Here is a 14,188-nt window from a genome sequence, read left to right as displayed (position 1 = left end):
GCGCGCCGCACCCCGGGCTACCGTTTGCTTCGAGAAGGGACGGTGGCCGGTGCCGAGAGTGACCTTGCAGACCATCGCGGACCGGGTCGGCGTGAGCCGGATGACGGTCTCCAACGCGTTCTCCCGGCCCGATCAACTCTCCCCCACGCTGCGCAAACGCATCCTGGACGCGGCACAGGACCTGGGCTACGCCGGCCCCGACCCGACCGCCCGGGCGCTCGCCAAGGGCACCACCGGCGCGATCGGCATCCTGCTCACCGACTCGCTGCGCTACGCCTTCACCGACCTGGTGGCCGGCGGCTTCCTCGGCGCGATCGCCGACGAGCTGGCCCCGACCGGCCTGGCCATCACCCTGCTCACCTCGGCCGGCTCCGGCGACCTGATCCCGGCGCGGGACGTGGCGATGGACGGCGCGCTGGTCTACTCGTGCGACCCGACCTCGCCCGCGGTCGACTGGCTGCGCCGCCGGAAACTGCCGATGGTCTTCGTCGACCAGGCCCCGGTCGACGGCTACGCCTGCGTCAACGTCGCGGACCGGACCGGCGCCCAGGACACCGCGCGGCACCTGCTCGAGCTCGGGCACCGGCGGATCGCGTACGCGCTGGCCGGCGCGCACGGCCCGCACGGCCTGATCACCGACCCGGCGGCACTGACCGAGGGCTGGGCGTCGGTCCAGCGCCGCCTCGGCTGGGACGACGTGCTGCACGCCGCCGGCCTCGCCCCGCTGGTGATCCGCGAGCCGTTCGAGCAGGTCGACGCGATCCGGGCGGACACCCGGGAACTGCTCTCCCGGCCGGACCGGCCGACCGCCGTGCTCTGCTTCTCCGACGTCACCGCGGCCGGGGTGCACCAGGCCGCGGGCGACCTCGGCCTGCGCATCCCGGCGGACCTGTCGATCGCCGGCTTCGACGACGGCCCGATCGCGACCCAGCTGCGGCCCGCCCTGACCACCGTCCGGCAGGACGTGGAGGCGAAGGGCCGGGCGGCGGCCGGGGCGCTGACCGCCGCGCTTCAGTCCGCTCGTGACGGCCGGCCCTGGCCCACCCCACGGACCCTGCTGCCGGCGACGCTGGTGGTGCGGGACAGCACCGGCCCGGCTCCGGCGGGCGCGCGGACCCCCGTCTGACCCGCGCGCGCTCCGGAGATCAGCCGTTGAGCAGGTCGTACGCCGCCTTGGGCGCGGCCACCTGGTCGGCCGCGGCCGGGGTGGCCGGGGACTCGGCGCTGCCGTACTGGTCGTAGGTGACCTGGTAGGTGGCGGCCTTGGTCTTACCGGCCGCCGGAATCTTCACGGTCGCCGTGCTGATCCGGCCTTTGGCGTCCAGGACGGCTTCGAACGGCACCGCCGCCGCCTTGGCGCCCAGCGCGGTCAGGGTGTCCTTGTCGACGATCTCGGCCTCGGTCACCTTGGTCAGGTCGACCGTGCCGGCGTAGTGGCCGGCCGACGACTCGGTCAGCCCGGTGGCCGCGGTGATCAGCGCGCTCACGTAGCCCGGGTCGGTCTGGCCGGTGTAGGTCAGGTCCTTCGACGCGTCGTCGCCGAGCTTCTTCGGGTCCAGCTTCATCCACTTCTTCGGCAGCTTGGGCAGGCCCAGGCTCGCCGGGGCGGAGCCGAACGAGACGTGCGCCCACGAGTCGTCGCCGATCACCATGAACTTCATCGTCAGCGTGAAGCCGCCGTCCGGGATCTTCTCGCTGATCTCGGTGGTCATCGCCTTGTGCCCGGCGTCGACGACACCGATGAGCGGCTGGACGCCGCCCTTGATCGCGTAGTGGAAGGCCTCGGCCGACGACGTGGGCACGCCCTTCGTCAGGGTCTCCGCGGGCGTCGCGGCGGGCGCCTCGGCGTCGGAGGCGGCGTCCGCGAGCCCTCCACAGCCGGCCAGGGACAGGAGGGCCGCCACGGCGGCCAGGCGCTTGGTCAGCTCAGTCATTGCAGTGTCTCTCCAGGGAATGGTCGCCGACGGACTTCATCGACGAGACGAAGCCTCCGGAATGAGGCTGCGGGCCCGCTGCCGTTATGCTGCTGCCGGCTGCCGTTCCGCTGCCGTTCCACTGAAGTAGCAGGTCACGAGGGGGTGCGCCGTGGTGGAACCCGACCCCCGGTTCGAACTCCTCGGCACCCTGCGGGCCTTCTCCGGCACCGGGGCCGTCGACCTCGGGCCGGCCAAGCAGCGCGCGGTCCTCGCCGTCCTGCTGCTGCATCCGGGCAAGCCGGTGCCGACCCACCGGATCGTCGACGCGGTCTGGGGTGACGACCCGCCGGAGAACGGCGCGAACGTGGTCCAGAAGTACATCGCCGGGCTGCGCCGGGTGCTCGGCCGCGAGCGTCTCGCCCTGACCGGCGGCGGCTACGTGCTGGACGTCGCCCCCGGCGCTCTGGACGCCGACGTGTTCCGGGCCGAACTGGTCCGGGCCGAGACCGAACGTCAGGCCGGCCGGGCCGACGAGGCCATCGCGATCGCCCGCGACGCGCTCGCGCTCTGGCACGGCGACGCCCTGAGCGGGCTGACCGGGCCGGTCTTCGAGACCGCCCGGCAACGGCTGGCCGACGAGCGGGCCGGCGCCTGGGAGCTCTGGGCCGGGTTGCGACTCGCCCGCGGCGACCATGAGGCGGGTCTGGTGAGCGAGCTGACCCGGCTGACCGCCGAGTTCCCGCTGCGCGAGGGCCTGCGGGCGCATCTGATGGTGGCGCTGTACCGGGCGGGCCGGCAGGCCGAGGCGCTCGCGGCGTTCCGGGACGCCCGGGAGTTCTACCTGGACGAGATCGGCGCCGAGCCCGGCGAGCGGATGCAGGAGGTGCACCGGGCGATCCTGCGCGGCGAGCTGCAGTCACCAGCGCCTCTGCCACCGGTCTCGCCGGCCGTCCCGGCACCGGCCCCCTTCCCGGGCCCCCCGGGACCGGCGATGATCCCGCAGCCCTACCGGCCCTCGGACGTGCCGCACACCCTGCCGCCGTTCGCGGGCACGTTCCTGCCTCCGGCGATGATGCGGCCGCACCACGACGGCGCGCGCTGGGCGGAGGCCGCGATCGCGGCCGCGGCCGCATTGTTCACCTGTGGCGTGGCCGGCTGGATCTACTTCCTGTACGCGGCGATCCAGCGCAACCGCTGGTACCACTACGTCGCCGCCGGGGTCTACTTCGCCGCGATCCCGTGGATCATCTTCTGGTTCGAGATCGATCCGTCCCCGATCGAGGCGGAGAACACCAGCACGGCCGAGGGTGTCGGCACCCTCTCGTGGATCCTGCTCTGGTTGGTGGCCGCGGCGCACGGCGCGATCCTGGCGCTGCGGCCGGGCGACACCCGGTCCGCGCGGACCCGGCGGGATTTGGCCCGGCACTTCGCCGCGGTCAATCCGACGACGGCGGTGCAGGCCGGCATCGGGCGGCCCGACCTGCTGCGGTTCTTCGACGACGGCGGACTCGTCGACCTCAATCACGCGTCGCCGCAGGAGCTGACCCGGCTGCCCGGGGTCACCCCGTTCGAGGCGCACCGGATCGACATGGACCGATATCAGAACGGACTGTTCCGGGAGCCACGGGAACTGGTGATGCGCGGCTTGCTGACCCCGGGCAAACTGCGCCGGATCGAGTCGTGGCTGGTCTGCGTGCCGCCGCCCTACCAGCCGGCGCAGCCGCCGACTGGTTGAGCGGAGCAGGTCAGCGGCTGCCGGCGCCCGCGTACTGCCGGCGGGCGACGTACTCCACCAGCTCGATCAGCACGTTGCGGGCGGCGACCTGGTCACGGGCGTCGAAGAGCACGACCGGGACACCCGGGTCCAGGTCGAGGGCGCGGGCCACCGCGTCCGGCCCGAAGCGGTGCTCCGTGTCGAAGGCGTTCACCGCGACCACGAACGGCGTGCCACGCTGCTCGAAGTAGTCGATCGACGGGAAGCAGTCGGCCAGCCGGCGGGTGTCGGCGAGCACCACGGCGCCGAGCGCGCCCTGCGACAGCTCGTCCCAGAGGAACCAGAACCGGTCCTGCCCGGGCGTGCCGAACAGGTAGAGCTGCAGGTCCTCGGTGATCGTGATGCGGCCGAAGTCCATGGTCACCGTGGTGGTGGTCTTACCCTCCACACCGGACACGTCATCGGCGCCCTCGGCACCGGTGAGGACCTCTTCGGTCTGCAGCGGCCGGATCTCGCTGACCGAGCCGACCATCGTCGTCTTGCCCACGCCGAAGCCGCCCGCGATGAGGATCTTCAGCGCGACCGGGATGCGCGAACCGCTGGCGCGGTCAGAGCGCACGGAGTCCATTGACAACCGCCTTGAGTACGTCGACGTCGTGCGGCTGAGTGGCCGCGGGAGGTTCGTACAGCGAGATGAGGCCCGCCGAGCGTAGATCACCGAGCAGGACCCGCACCACGCCGATCGACAGGTCGAGTTGGGACGCCAGCTCGACCACCGAGATCGGTTCCCAGGCGGCGGCCACGATGGCGTGGTGCTCCGGCTGCAACTGGACGCCGGGCGCGAGGTCCGGCACGGTCGCGACCACGAACGCGACCAGGTCGAAGTCCCCGCCGGACGGCGCGACGCGACCCTGGGTCATCGCGTACGGCCGGACCACCGGACCCGCGTCCTGATCCATCCAGTCGTGGTTCACGCGCGGCTCATCGCAGGGTCTCCGGCGTCATGATGTCCCGCTCCGGGGCGCTCATCGTCTGGCCGACCCGGGTGACCAGCATCGCCATCTCGTACGCGATCAGGCCGAGATCGGCGTCGGCCGACGCGAGCACGGCCAGGCAGGCACCCTGCCCCGCGGCGGTGACGAAGAGGAACGCCTCTTCCATCTCCACCACCGTCTGCCGTACCGCCCCGGCCCCGAAATGCCGGCTCGCGCCCTTGGCCAGGCTCTGGAATCCGGCCGCCATCGCCGATAGATGCTCGGCGTCCTCCCGGCTCATGGCGGCCGAGGCGCCCAGCATCAGGCCGTCCGCGGAAAGCACCACGGCCTGCTGTGCGGTCGGCACCCGCTCGACGAGGTCGTCGAGGAGCCAGGTGAGATTCGCGCTCTGCTTCGTCGTCTGTGCCACTATGCGTCCTTCTCCGGCCTGTTCACTTCATTACCGCCGGGAACGTCGGCGCGGTCGCCGGCCGCATCACCGTCGCCCCCGGATGCTGCCTGCTCCCCGGCGGCCGCCGGGAAACTGACGGTAGCCGCTTCCGCGGCCCCGGCGTCGCTCGCCTCAGCGGCGCCACCGTCACTGTCACTGGTCACCTGCGGCGCGACCACTTTGGAGGCCTGGATCCGGCCCCGGGTCGTGCCCAGCTGCAGAGCGCTCATCAGCGTACGGACCTGTTCCGGGGACCGTTCCGGCGCGGTGGACGGCTCCGGATCGGTCACCGGGTTGCGCAGTTGCGGCGCCAGGCTGGCCTGCCGGACCCGCTTGGGCAGGCCGTCCGGGCCGAGCTGCGCGGTCGCCTCGCCGGCACCCTCCACCTCGGACGGTGGAGTGGCCGGGGCCGGCAGCACCGGGCCCGAGCCGCGGGGCACCGCGCGGGGCGCGCCGAGGGCGCCGGCCACGTCGTCGAGCCGGCTCGCGGTCGCCTCCGGGGGCAGCTCGGCCGGCGTCTCCGGGGTGCGGCGCACCCGCTTGCGCTGGACCAGGCCGTCCGGGGTGAAGCCGGCGGCGACGGAGCTGGGCGCCGGGCCACTGGCCGGGTCGGCGGTGCGGTGCCGGCCGTTCAGCACCTCGCCGGTGGCGGCCGGCGCGGGCGCGCCGTTGGTCCGCCGCACCGGCGCGGCCGGGACCTGCTGCAACTCGCTCGCGCTCTTGCCGGGCCACTGCAGGGCGGCCAGCGAGGTGCGCGACGGATCGTCGGGGCCGGCCGCGAGCGCCGGGATGGTCCAACTGCCGGAGGTCTCGCCGCGGCCCTTCGAGCCGGGCGGCAGGACCGGGCCGGGCGCCTCGGTGACCAGGTCACCGGGGATCATCACGATCGCGGTGATCCCGCCGTACGGCGACGCGGACAGCGACACCCGGATGCCGTGCCGGTTCGCCAGCTGGGCGACCACGAACAGGCCGAGCCGGGCGCTGTCGGCCGGGTCGAACTCGGGTGGCTCGGCCAGCCGCCGGTTGGCGATCTCGACGCCCTCCGGCGTCATGCCCAGGCCACGGTCCTCGACCTCGATCACGTAGCCGTTCGGCAGGCCCTGCCCGGAGACCTGCACCCGGGTGTGCGGCGGGGAGAACGACGCGGCGTTCTCGATCAGCTCGGCGAGCAGGTGGATGACGTCACCGACCGAGCGGCCGAGCAGCGCCGCGGAGACCACCGAGCGGATGTCGACCCGCTTGTAGTCCTCCACCTCACTGATCGCGCCACGGATCACGTCGATCACCGGGACCGGGTTGCGCCAGCCCCGGCCGGGCGCCGCGCCGGCCAGGATGACCAGGTCCTCGGCGTGGCGCCGCATCCGGGTGGCGAGGTGGTCGACCCGGTACAGGTCTTCCAGCTCCTGCGGCTCGGTCTCCCGCCGCTCCATCCGGTCCAGCAGCGACAGCTGGCGGTGCAGCAGCGTCTGGCTGCGCCGGGCGATGTTGAGGAACACCTCGTTGATGCCGCGCCGGACGTTCGCCTCGTCGACCGCGGACTGCACGGCGGTGCGCTGCACGTCGTTGAAGGCGTGCCCGAGCTGGCCGATCTCGTCGTTCCCGTACTCCAGCGGGGGCGTCTCGACGTCGACGTCGACCGCCTCGCCGCGCTGCAGCCGGCCGACCACGGTGGGCAGCCGCTCGGCGGCCATCTCCAGGGCCTCGCGCCGCAGCTTGATCAGCCGGCCGACGATCGACCGGCCGAGCTTCACCGACACCCAGATCGCCAGCGCGAACGCGACCAGGCCGACCACCGCGGCCAGGCCCAGCCAGAGGAACACGCTGACGGCCAGCGGCGTCGCGTCCGAGGCCACCTCGTCGACCGCGCGCAGCTCGAACGCCCGCAGGTCCGAGGAGACCTGGTCGTAGGTGGCCTGCCACTCGGTGCCGGAGACCGGCGGGGCACCACCGCTGTAGCTCTGGTCGATCAGCTGGTTCTGCATGATGTCCAGCTGGATGAAGGACGAGCCGGTGATCAGCTTGGCGTAGTCGCCCTGCGCCTGCTGCGGCATGTCCCGCACGCCGGTCTTCAGCAGGTACCGCGAGGAGGCGACGTTCTCGATCAGCTCGCCGCGGCTCTTCTGGTCGATCCGGCCGGCCGCGTTCGCCCCGGCCAGCAGCGCGTCGACCCGGCTCAGGTACTCCTGGCCGCGATAGCCGGTGATCAGGCCGCGGACCTCACGGTCGACCCGCTCGTGGAAGAAGACCGCGGCGGTCGCGGACACGTCGAAACCGGCGTCCACCGCATCGTTGTAAGCGGTCATCATGTTGAGCACGTCGACGTCCCGGGCGTCCACCCGGGAGCGCAGCGCCTGGACCGCGTTGAGGTCGGCGATCAGCGTGTCGGTCCGGACCGACAGGTCGTCGCTCATGGTCAGGCCGTGGATCGCCGACCGGAATCCCTCGCTCGCCTGGTCGGTGGCGGCGCGCTGGGCCTGGAGGTCGGTGAGCGTGCCCTTGCGGGCCGACAGGTAGACGGCCGAGAAGTGCCGCTCGCGCTGCAACTGCGCGATCAGCTGCAGGCCCGGGTCGCCCAGGCGGTGCACCGCGTCGCGCGCGTTGAGCAGATCGACCGCCGGGCCGGCGGTCGCGGTGGTCGCGAAGACCCACATCGCGAGCAGCGCGGCCAGCGGCACCGCGACCATCGCGATGATCTTCGATCTAATCGACCAGTTGCGGCTTCTCATCAAGCTCCGCCCGAAGGGGTTTCGTCAGGGAACGGCGGCACGTCACCGGCCCCGGAAGCCCACCGATCAGAAGTGGACGGCGAGCCTCGGGGTGGATGCGCTTCGGAAGAATACGTAAAGACGTCCGTCACAGCTAGGTCTCAGACCATCGGAAAGTTCCCTTCCATTCCGTTTGTCCACCCGAGATAGGTGTTGATCTCCATTTCCCGGTGGTCGGAGTTACGACAGTCGAGGCCCCGACGCGCCGATCCGCGTCGACAACCAGCCCGAACGCGTAGTAATGGGGCGGCTACTCCGACCGCGCGGGGCCCGGTTTCCGGCCGGTTTCGCCGAACGCGATTGATGAGCGGGTACGAGTGGGAATACCTCCGACTGAAGAAGGAGGAACCTGATGACCGCCACCGCCACCATCGTCCTGATCATCGTCATCCTGCTCGTGCTGGCCGCGGTCGCGTTCGGGGTCCAGGCCATGCGGCGCCGTCGGCTGCAGCAGACCTTCGGACCCGAATACGACCGTGTGGTCGCCGACACCGGCAACCGCACCGAAGCCGAGCGCGAACTGGTCGAGCGCACCAAGCGGCACGCCCAGCTCGAGCTCAAGCCGCTCTCCGCGGAGACCCGGGCGAAGTACTCGGCCGCCTGGGAAGAGGTCCAGATCAAGTTCGTGGACAGCCCGAAGGAAGCGGTCGAGACCGCCGACGAGCTGGTCACCCACCTGATCACCGAGCGTGGTTACCCGACCGGCGACTACGACGAGCGGCTCGCCAACCTCTCCGTCGAACACGCCGCCACGCTGGAGCACTACCGGAACGCCCACGAGATCAGTTCCCGCAGTAAGAATGACGAAGCGGGCACCGAGGACCTCCGCCAGGCGCTGGTCCACTACCGGTCGCTCTTCGCCGACCTGCTCGGCGAGGACCCGGTGGCCGGGGCCGGCACCGTACCCGAACAACGATCGGCCACCGAGGACACCACCACCACCACGAACGCCACGGCCACCACCGACAGCCCGGTGACCGAGACACCCGCCCCCGAACCCGGCGTCGCACCCTCCCGGCCCGACGCCACCAGCCGCTGAGGAGCACCCACGATGCGCTTCTTCTCCAACGAGGCCAAGGACAACGTCGACGACCAGGACGTACGGACGGACGCCGTGCCGCAGCAGCGACCCGGCTCCCCGTGGGACGACCGGCCCGGTGACAGCACCGACGCCGCGCACGACGCCGCGTCCCGGCCCACCGCGTTCGGTGCGGCCGACGACCGCGGGGTCACCCCCGGCGACAGCGCGATCGACGACGACCGGGCACGGGCGAACGAGGACACCGTCGCCTGGCCGACCGGCGAGGCTCCGGCCGACCGGGACCCCGAGGTCGACGTGCCGCTGGACGAGCACCGGGACAGCAACCCCCGGACCGACGACGCCGTGACCGGGGACGCGACCGACGACGTGCTCGACGACCGCGACACCACGGTCGACGCGCACGACGCGCACGACACGCTCGACGACTCGCACGTGGCCGTGCACCGCGCGGACGACGACCAGGACAAGGCCGAGGACGACCTGGCCGCCGAGGACCGGATCGACACGGAGGACCGGGCCGACACCGGGAACCGGGTCGACGACGCCGAGGTCGACGAGGCGCTCGAGGACCGGGGCACCTTCACCGACCCGCAGATCGTGGATGAGGACGAGGACAAAGTGGACGACGACACCTCCGACACGACCGCCGAGCCGATCGTCGCGACGCCGGTCGCGGTCGAGCCGGTCACCGAACCGGAACTCGAGTCCGAGCCGGTGGTGGCGGTGGCCGCCATCCCCGAGCCGACGACCCCCGCGGCGACCCCGGCGGCGACCACCGGGTCGGCCACGCTCTTCCCCGAGGCGGAGACCCAGCCGCTGCGCGACCGGTGGCGGGACATCCAGCTGCGCTTCGTCGACGACCCGAAGGCGAGCACCGCCGAGGCGGCGACCCTCGTCGACGAGACGATCGAGAAGCTGACCGCCGCCCTGCGGGAGCACCGCGGGTCGCTGGCCGGCGGCGGGGACGACACCGAGGCGCTGCGGGTGGAGCTGCGGTCGTACCGCGACATCCTGGACCGGTTGCTCGGACTGTGACGGGCTGACGCCGTACCCGGGAAATCTGGTTTTGATCTGGAAAGAGGGGGCCCTCGGGCCCCCTCTTTCTTCGTTGCCGGAAAAGAACGGCTACGGCGTGACGACGCTGACCGGGACGATGTCCGCCGGGCTGGTCGGCTCGCCCGGGTCGCTGGTGGGCGGGGTCGGCGGCTCGGACCCGTCGTCGTCCCCGGTCGGCTCGGTGCTGGGCTCGGCCGGCGGGGTGCTCGGCTCCGCGGAGCCGGTGGGCTCGGTCGAGACCGGCGCCGACGGGCTGATCGACGCCGACGGCGAGACCGAGGGCGAAGCGCTGGCCGACGGGGACGGGCTGCTGCTGGTGGTGACGGCGGCGGCGGACGGCGTGATCCAGTCGAGGGCGGGGCCGGTCGAGTCGTCCGACTCCTCGCCCGCGCCGTAGCCGCCCTGATCGGTGACGGCGGCCGGCAACTGCTGGCGAATGGTGGCCGGTGGGGTGCGAGGTGGCACGTCATCCGTGCTCAGCTGCACACCCAGCCACAGTGCCGGGCCGAGCCCGACCGCGACGATGGCCCCGAACAGCGCCATCGGCCCCCGCTCCATGAGCGCCTCCCCCTACGGTCCCCCGCGATGGTCCCGCTTCGCGTCGGGCCTGTGCTACCCATTTCGGACGTACACGAAGCCAACAACCGATGCGGTAATTGTGACCCCAGGTGACGTCATAGTGACTCATTCGTCGCGGAGGAGACTCGCGTTGCCTCCGGACCCGGATCAGGGCGGCTTCCGGTACGGCGGGGCCCGTCGGAACGGGCGCGATCAGCCCATTCCGACGATTCGGTCGGCGTACCTCAGCGCGTTCCGGCGAGGAACGTGACCGCGTCCTCCCAGGCCGCCCAGCCACCCGGCAACTCGTCGGTGTCCAGGGACGGCCGGAGGGTGAGACTGCCACCGTCCCGCAAGCCGATCACCCAGCCGCGCCGCCGGCCCGGGAGCGCGGTCACCGCGGCGACGTCCACGAACGGCACGAAACGGCGCCCGTCCGGCGGCGCCTCCATGGTGGCCACCGCGGACTTCACCGCCTCGGCGGCCGCCCCGTCCGGTGCCGCCCCGTCCGATGCCGGCGCCGCGTTCCGGCCGGGGACCGGGACGCCGCCCGAGGCGATCTGGCTCAGTCGCCGCTTCGCCTCCGGCCCCTTGCCCCGGGACAGCCCCGGCACCAGCAGGATGCCCAGGTCGGTGACGAGCAGATCGGTCCGCTCGCCGTCCGCCGACAGGTTGATCAACCCGCCCAGGGCCTGCGCCCGGGCCGCCGCACGGTCCCCGCCCGGCGCGGCCAGATCCACCCCGATCTTGCCGAGGTACGCCCGGACTGCCTCGGCCTGCTCCGGATCGGCGGCGGCCGCGGCCACGTCGGTCAGGTTCAGGTAGGTGCCGTCCGCCGCGACCAGCTCGGCGGTCCCGGTCCAGTTGTGCCGCCAGCGGGCCACGTCACTGCGCAGCGCGGCCAGCGCCAGCATCAGCGCGAGCAGATCGACGATCCGGTCGGCCGTCTCCTCCGGGGTGAGGCCGGGAAAGATGGTGGCCGCGGCGGTCCGGAGGCGGCCATCGGCCGCCAGCGCGAGGATTCCCTCCGCATCCGGTACGACGATGCCCACCGCCCGGGACACGGTCGCCAGAGCCGCCCCCGCCTCGCGTTCCATCTCCGCCGTGCGGGCCACGCTGAGGAAGTCGTCCCAGCTCACCTCGGTCCGCCCGGTCGACGGGAAGGCCACCGCCTGCAGCGCCCGCCCGAGCCCGGGCAGATCCGGGACCAGTTCGTCGGCGGCCTCCTCGGGCGCCTCGGGCGCCTGATCCGATTCGGTCCCGTCCGCGCTGCCCTCCGGGGTGGCGGCCGGCGTCAGCAGGGCCAGTCGCTCGGCCAGCGGCGGGTGGGTGTCCCAGGCACCGGCCGGCTCCGGCCCGCGGGCCCGCAGGATCGCCACGTCCTCGGCGCGCGCCACGAGCACCCGCAGGAAGCCCCCGAACACGTCGTCCGGGACGTGCCCGGCCTGCCAGCCGGGGCCGACGTACTCGGCGTGGAACAACCGTTGCATCCCGGCGAGCACCGGCAGATCGCGCAGCGCCCCGACGGTCGCGCGCACCCCGGCGTGCTCCGCCGCGACCCGGTCCGCGGCCAGTTCCTGGGCAAGGCTGAACGGCGCGTCCCGCCGGCGATAGACCTCGGCGTACGCCCGGAAGACCGCCCCGGCCGGGTTGCGCCCGCGGCTCCACCGGGGTGCCAGCCGCCCGATCGCGACCCGCCCCCGGTACGCCAGCGGCGCCCACCGTCCGAGGCGGGCCGACCCGTGCGCCAGCTCGTGCGCCACCGCGGCCCGCAGCCGCCCGCTGTCCCAGGCCTGCAGCAGCGGCAGCCCGAGGTAGAGGTCCCGCCGCCCGCCGAGCAGGCCGAGCGCCAGGGTCCGCTCGCCGACCACCACGGTCGCGTCGGTGACCACGGTCAGCCCGGCCGGCGCGGGCACCCCGGCGGCGGCCGCGGCCCCGTCGATCAGTGCCCACAGCGCCGGCGCGTCGGCCCGGGTCACGGCGACCCCGGCCGGCACCCGGCGCCGGCTGTGCAGCGCGCGCCAGGTGGCGTAGCCGAGCGCGCCGAACGTGGCCAGGCTCAGCGGCACCCCGGCGCGCAACGCGACCTCGGCGGGCAGCAGTCTCAACACGGTCCACAGCACGCCGAGGACCACGATCAGCTGCAGCCCCGCCACGATCAGGAAGCCGGCCAGGGCGCCGGCCGATCTCGCCGCCGCTCGCGCGTCGTTGCTCAAGCCGCTCTCCTCCCACCCCAAAATCGGCCCCAGCCTAGGACGTCCCTCCTATCGGGTGACGCCACAGGCGTGTGGCCGGAAGTACGGGTGGGACGCCCCGGTCGATCAGTTCGCCGGCCAGTCGATCTCGGGCGCGCGGAAGTACGCGACCCCGGCCGCCGCCCAGCGCGGCCCGAACAGCGCCACCCGCTCCCGGAACGACTCCCAGTCCCGCGCGTCCTGCCGGCTCCAGCCGACCTCGGCCACCGCCGGCAGTCGGGGGAACGTCAGGAACTGCACATCGGCGACGCTGCGCAGGGTCTCCGACCAGAGCGGCGCGGCGACGCCGAGCAGGGCCTCCTCGGTCACGCCGGGCAGCCGGGCGGCCGGGTCCCAGTCGTACGCCCGCCGGACCGGCACCAGGCCGGCCCAGTCCAGGCCGAGCGGGGTGTCCGCGTCGTACTTCATGTCCAGGTAGGTCCGGTCGGCCGGCGACATGATCACGGCGCGCCCGGCGGAGGCCGCGGCGTTGACGTTCGCGTCCTGCTCCTCGGGGCGCCAGTACTGCACGACCGTGCCCTCGGGCAGGTCGGCCGCGGCGATCTCGTGCCAGCCGATGGCCCGCTTGCCGTACTTCCCGGGCAGCGGCAGCACCCGGGACAGGAACGCGCGGTAGTCCTCGGGCGAGGTGTTCAGGCACTCGTCGCCGCCGATGTGCAAGTACGGCCCGGGCGTCGCGTCGGCGACCGTCTTCAGCACGGCCTCGACGAAGGCGTACGTCTCCTCCTTGCCGGCCACCAGCGAGCTGTACCCGACCTCGGCGTCGACGCGCGGCGCGACCGGCTGCCCGTCCGCGGTCAGCTCCGGGTACGCCACCAGCGCCGCGTTCACGTGCCCGGGCATGTCGATCTCCGGAACCACGGTGACGAACCGGTCGGCGGCGTACGCCACCACCTCGGCGTAGTCGGCCAGGGTCAGGAAGCCCGGCCCCGCGCCGTCGCAGCCGGTGCCGGGACCGCCGCCGACCTCGGTGAGCCGCGGCCAGCCCGGGATCTCCAGGCGCCAGCCCTGGTCGTCGGTGAGGTGCAGGTGCAGGTGATTGATCTTGAACCCGACGAGCAGGTCGAGGTGCGCCTTGATCTCGTCGACGGTGAAGAAGTGCCGGGCCAGGTCGATCATCGCGGCCCGGTAGGCGAACCGCGGCCGGTCCTCGATCACCCCGCCGGGCAGCACCCCGTCCCCGGCGGCCAGCTGCCGCAGCGTCTGCACCCCCCAGAACACCCCGGCCGGCTCGGCGGCACGCAGGGTCACCCCGGCCGCGGTGATCTCCAGCCGGTAACCCTCGGCACCCAGCCCGTCCGCATCGGTCAACTCGACACGGACCTCGGCGTTGTCCGGCTCACCGGCACGCGACAGGGCCTCGGGGGTGATCGTGAAGGTCACGGCCGGTTCCGGAACAACCAGGGCCGGCAGCGGAATGACATCGCCGAGCCGCTTCGTCAGAGAGCGCACTCTGA

General features: G+C 73.0%; 12 protein-coding genes. 4 read left to right on the top strand and 8 right to left on the bottom strand.

Annotated elements, in window-relative coordinates; translation table 11 throughout:
• Nucleotides 1-58 precede the first annotated feature (58 nt).
• Entirely contained in the window at nt 59-1,126 is a 1,068-nt protein-coding gene (locus tag L3i22_RS05715; protein ID WP_255657982.1) for a LacI family DNA-binding transcriptional regulator, read from the top strand.
• 19 nt (nt 1,127-1,145) lie between these two features.
• On the opposite strand, the gene L3i22_RS05710 is transcribed toward L3i22_RS05715, so the two are convergent.
• Entirely contained in the window at nt 1,146-1,934 is a 789-nt protein-coding gene (locus tag L3i22_RS05710) for a hypothetical protein (protein WP_221325946.1), read from the bottom strand.
• A 154-nt stretch (nt 1,935-2,088) separates the two neighbouring features.
• On the opposite strand from L3i22_RS05710, the gene L3i22_RS05705 reads away from it, so the two are divergent.
• Complete coding sequence (locus tag L3i22_RS05705; protein WP_221325945.1) at nt 2,089-3,651, top strand: BTAD domain-containing putative transcriptional regulator; 1,563 nt, start codon at nt 2,089-2,091, stop codon at nt 3,649-3,651.
• 10 nt (nt 3,652-3,661) lie between these two features.
• Here the strand turns inward: L3i22_RS05705 and L3i22_RS05700 are convergent, their stop codons facing one another.
• Genes L3i22_RS05700 through L3i22_RS53335 form a run of 4 tightly spaced genes read right to left on the bottom strand, consistent with a single transcriptional unit; the run spans nt 3,662 to nt 7,739 of the window.
• Nucleotides 3,662-4,258 (bottom strand): ATP/GTP-binding protein, encoded by a 597-nt coding sequence (locus tag L3i22_RS05700; protein WP_221325944.1) that lies wholly within the window; start codon nt 4,256-4,258, stop codon nt 3,662-3,664.
• Nucleotides 4,239-4,589, bottom strand: a complete 351-nt coding sequence (locus L3i22_RS05695) for a DUF742 domain-containing protein (protein ID WP_203684584.1) — start codon at nt 4,587-4,589, stop codon at nt 4,239-4,241. The genes L3i22_RS05700 and L3i22_RS05695 overlap by 20 nt, the downstream gene beginning before the upstream one ends.
• A gap of 22 nt (nt 4,590-4,611) precedes the next feature.
• A complete protein-coding gene (locus L3i22_RS05690; RefSeq protein ID WP_221325943.1) occupies nt 4,612-5,034 on the bottom strand; it encodes a roadblock/LC7 domain-containing protein in 423 nt (140 codons plus the stop codon).
• Entirely contained in the window at nt 5,034-7,739 is a 2,706-nt protein-coding gene (locus L3i22_RS53335; RefSeq protein ID WP_304523453.1) for a nitrate- and nitrite sensing domain-containing protein, read from the bottom strand. Before L3i22_RS53335 ends, L3i22_RS05690 begins: the two co-directional genes overlap by 1 nt.
• A gap of 433 nt (nt 7,740-8,172) precedes the next feature.
• Here L3i22_RS53335 and L3i22_RS05680 point away from each other — a divergent pair, with 433 nt between their 5' ends.
• Together L3i22_RS05680 and L3i22_RS05675 are read left to right on the top strand one after the other, a co-directional pair.
• A complete protein-coding gene (locus L3i22_RS05680; RefSeq protein ID WP_221325941.1) occupies nt 8,173-8,859 on the top strand; it encodes a hypothetical protein in 687 nt (228 codons plus the stop codon).
• Between the two features lie 12 nt (nt 8,860-8,871).
• On the top strand, nt 8,872-9,897 hold the full coding sequence (locus L3i22_RS05675) for a hypothetical protein (protein WP_221325940.1): 1,026 nt from the start codon (nt 8,872-8,874) through the stop codon (nt 9,895-9,897).
• 90 nt (nt 9,898-9,987) lie between these two features.
• Here the strand turns inward: L3i22_RS05675 and L3i22_RS05670 are convergent, their stop codons facing one another.
• The 3 genes from L3i22_RS05670 to L3i22_RS05660 all read right to left on the bottom strand — a co-directional run bounded on the left by L3i22_RS05670 (nt 9,988) and on the right by L3i22_RS05660 (nt 14,183).
• Nucleotides 9,988-10,476: a hypothetical protein gene (locus L3i22_RS05670; protein ID WP_221325939.1), complete on the bottom strand. Its 489-nt coding sequence runs from the start codon at nt 10,474-10,476 to the stop codon at nt 9,988-9,990.
• Nucleotides 10,477-10,721: 245 nt separating this feature from the next.
• Nucleotides 10,722-12,692: a M48 family metallopeptidase gene (locus L3i22_RS05665; protein ID WP_221325938.1), complete on the bottom strand. Its 1,971-nt coding sequence runs from the start codon at nt 12,690-12,692 to the stop codon at nt 10,722-10,724.
• 105 nt (nt 12,693-12,797) lie between these two features.
• Nucleotides 12,798-14,183 carry a family 20 glycosylhydrolase gene (locus L3i22_RS05660; RefSeq protein WP_221325937.1) on the bottom strand — a complete coding sequence of 462 codons (1,386 nt, stop codon included), beginning with the start codon at nt 14,181-14,183 and terminating at the stop codon, nt 12,798-12,800.
• Nucleotides 14,184-14,188 lie beyond the last annotated feature (5 nt).

Origin of the sequence: Actinoplanes sp. L3-i22, assembly GCF_019704555.1 — a bacterium.
GTDB lineage: Bacteria > Actinomycetota > Actinomycetes > Mycobacteriales > Micromonosporaceae > Actinoplanes.
The sequence above is the reverse complement of the archived record's forward strand: the minus strand, read 5'-3'. Positions and strand labels throughout refer to the sequence as shown.

Bases quoted from the DNA above. Each gene is read 5' to 3' on its own strand.
- L3i22_RS05670 (WP_221325939.1), bottom strand. From the start codon at position 10,476: ATGGAGCGGGGGCCGATGGCGCTGTTCGGGGCCATCGTCGCGGTCGGG.
- L3i22_RS05700 (WP_221325944.1), bottom strand. From the start codon at position 4,258: ATGGACTCCGTGCGCTCTGACCGCGCCAGCGGTTCGCGCATCCCGGTC.
- L3i22_RS05710 (WP_221325946.1), bottom strand. From the start codon at position 1,934: ATGACTGAGCTGACCAAGCGCCTGGCCGCCGTGGCGGCCCTCCTGTCC.
- L3i22_RS05695 (WP_203684584.1), bottom strand. From the start codon at position 4,589: ATGGATCAGGACGCGGGTCCGGTGGTCCGGCCGTACGCGATGACCCAG.
- L3i22_RS05680 (WP_221325941.1), top strand. From the start codon at position 8,173: ATGACCGCCACCGCCACCATCGTCCTGATCATCGTCATCCTGCTCGTG.
- L3i22_RS53335 (WP_304523453.1), bottom strand. From the start codon at position 7,739: ATGGTCGCGGTGCCGCTGGCCGCGCTGCTCGCGATGTGGGTCTTCGCG.
- L3i22_RS05675 (WP_221325940.1), top strand. From the start codon at position 8,872: ATGCGCTTCTTCTCCAACGAGGCCAAGGACAACGTCGACGACCAGGAC.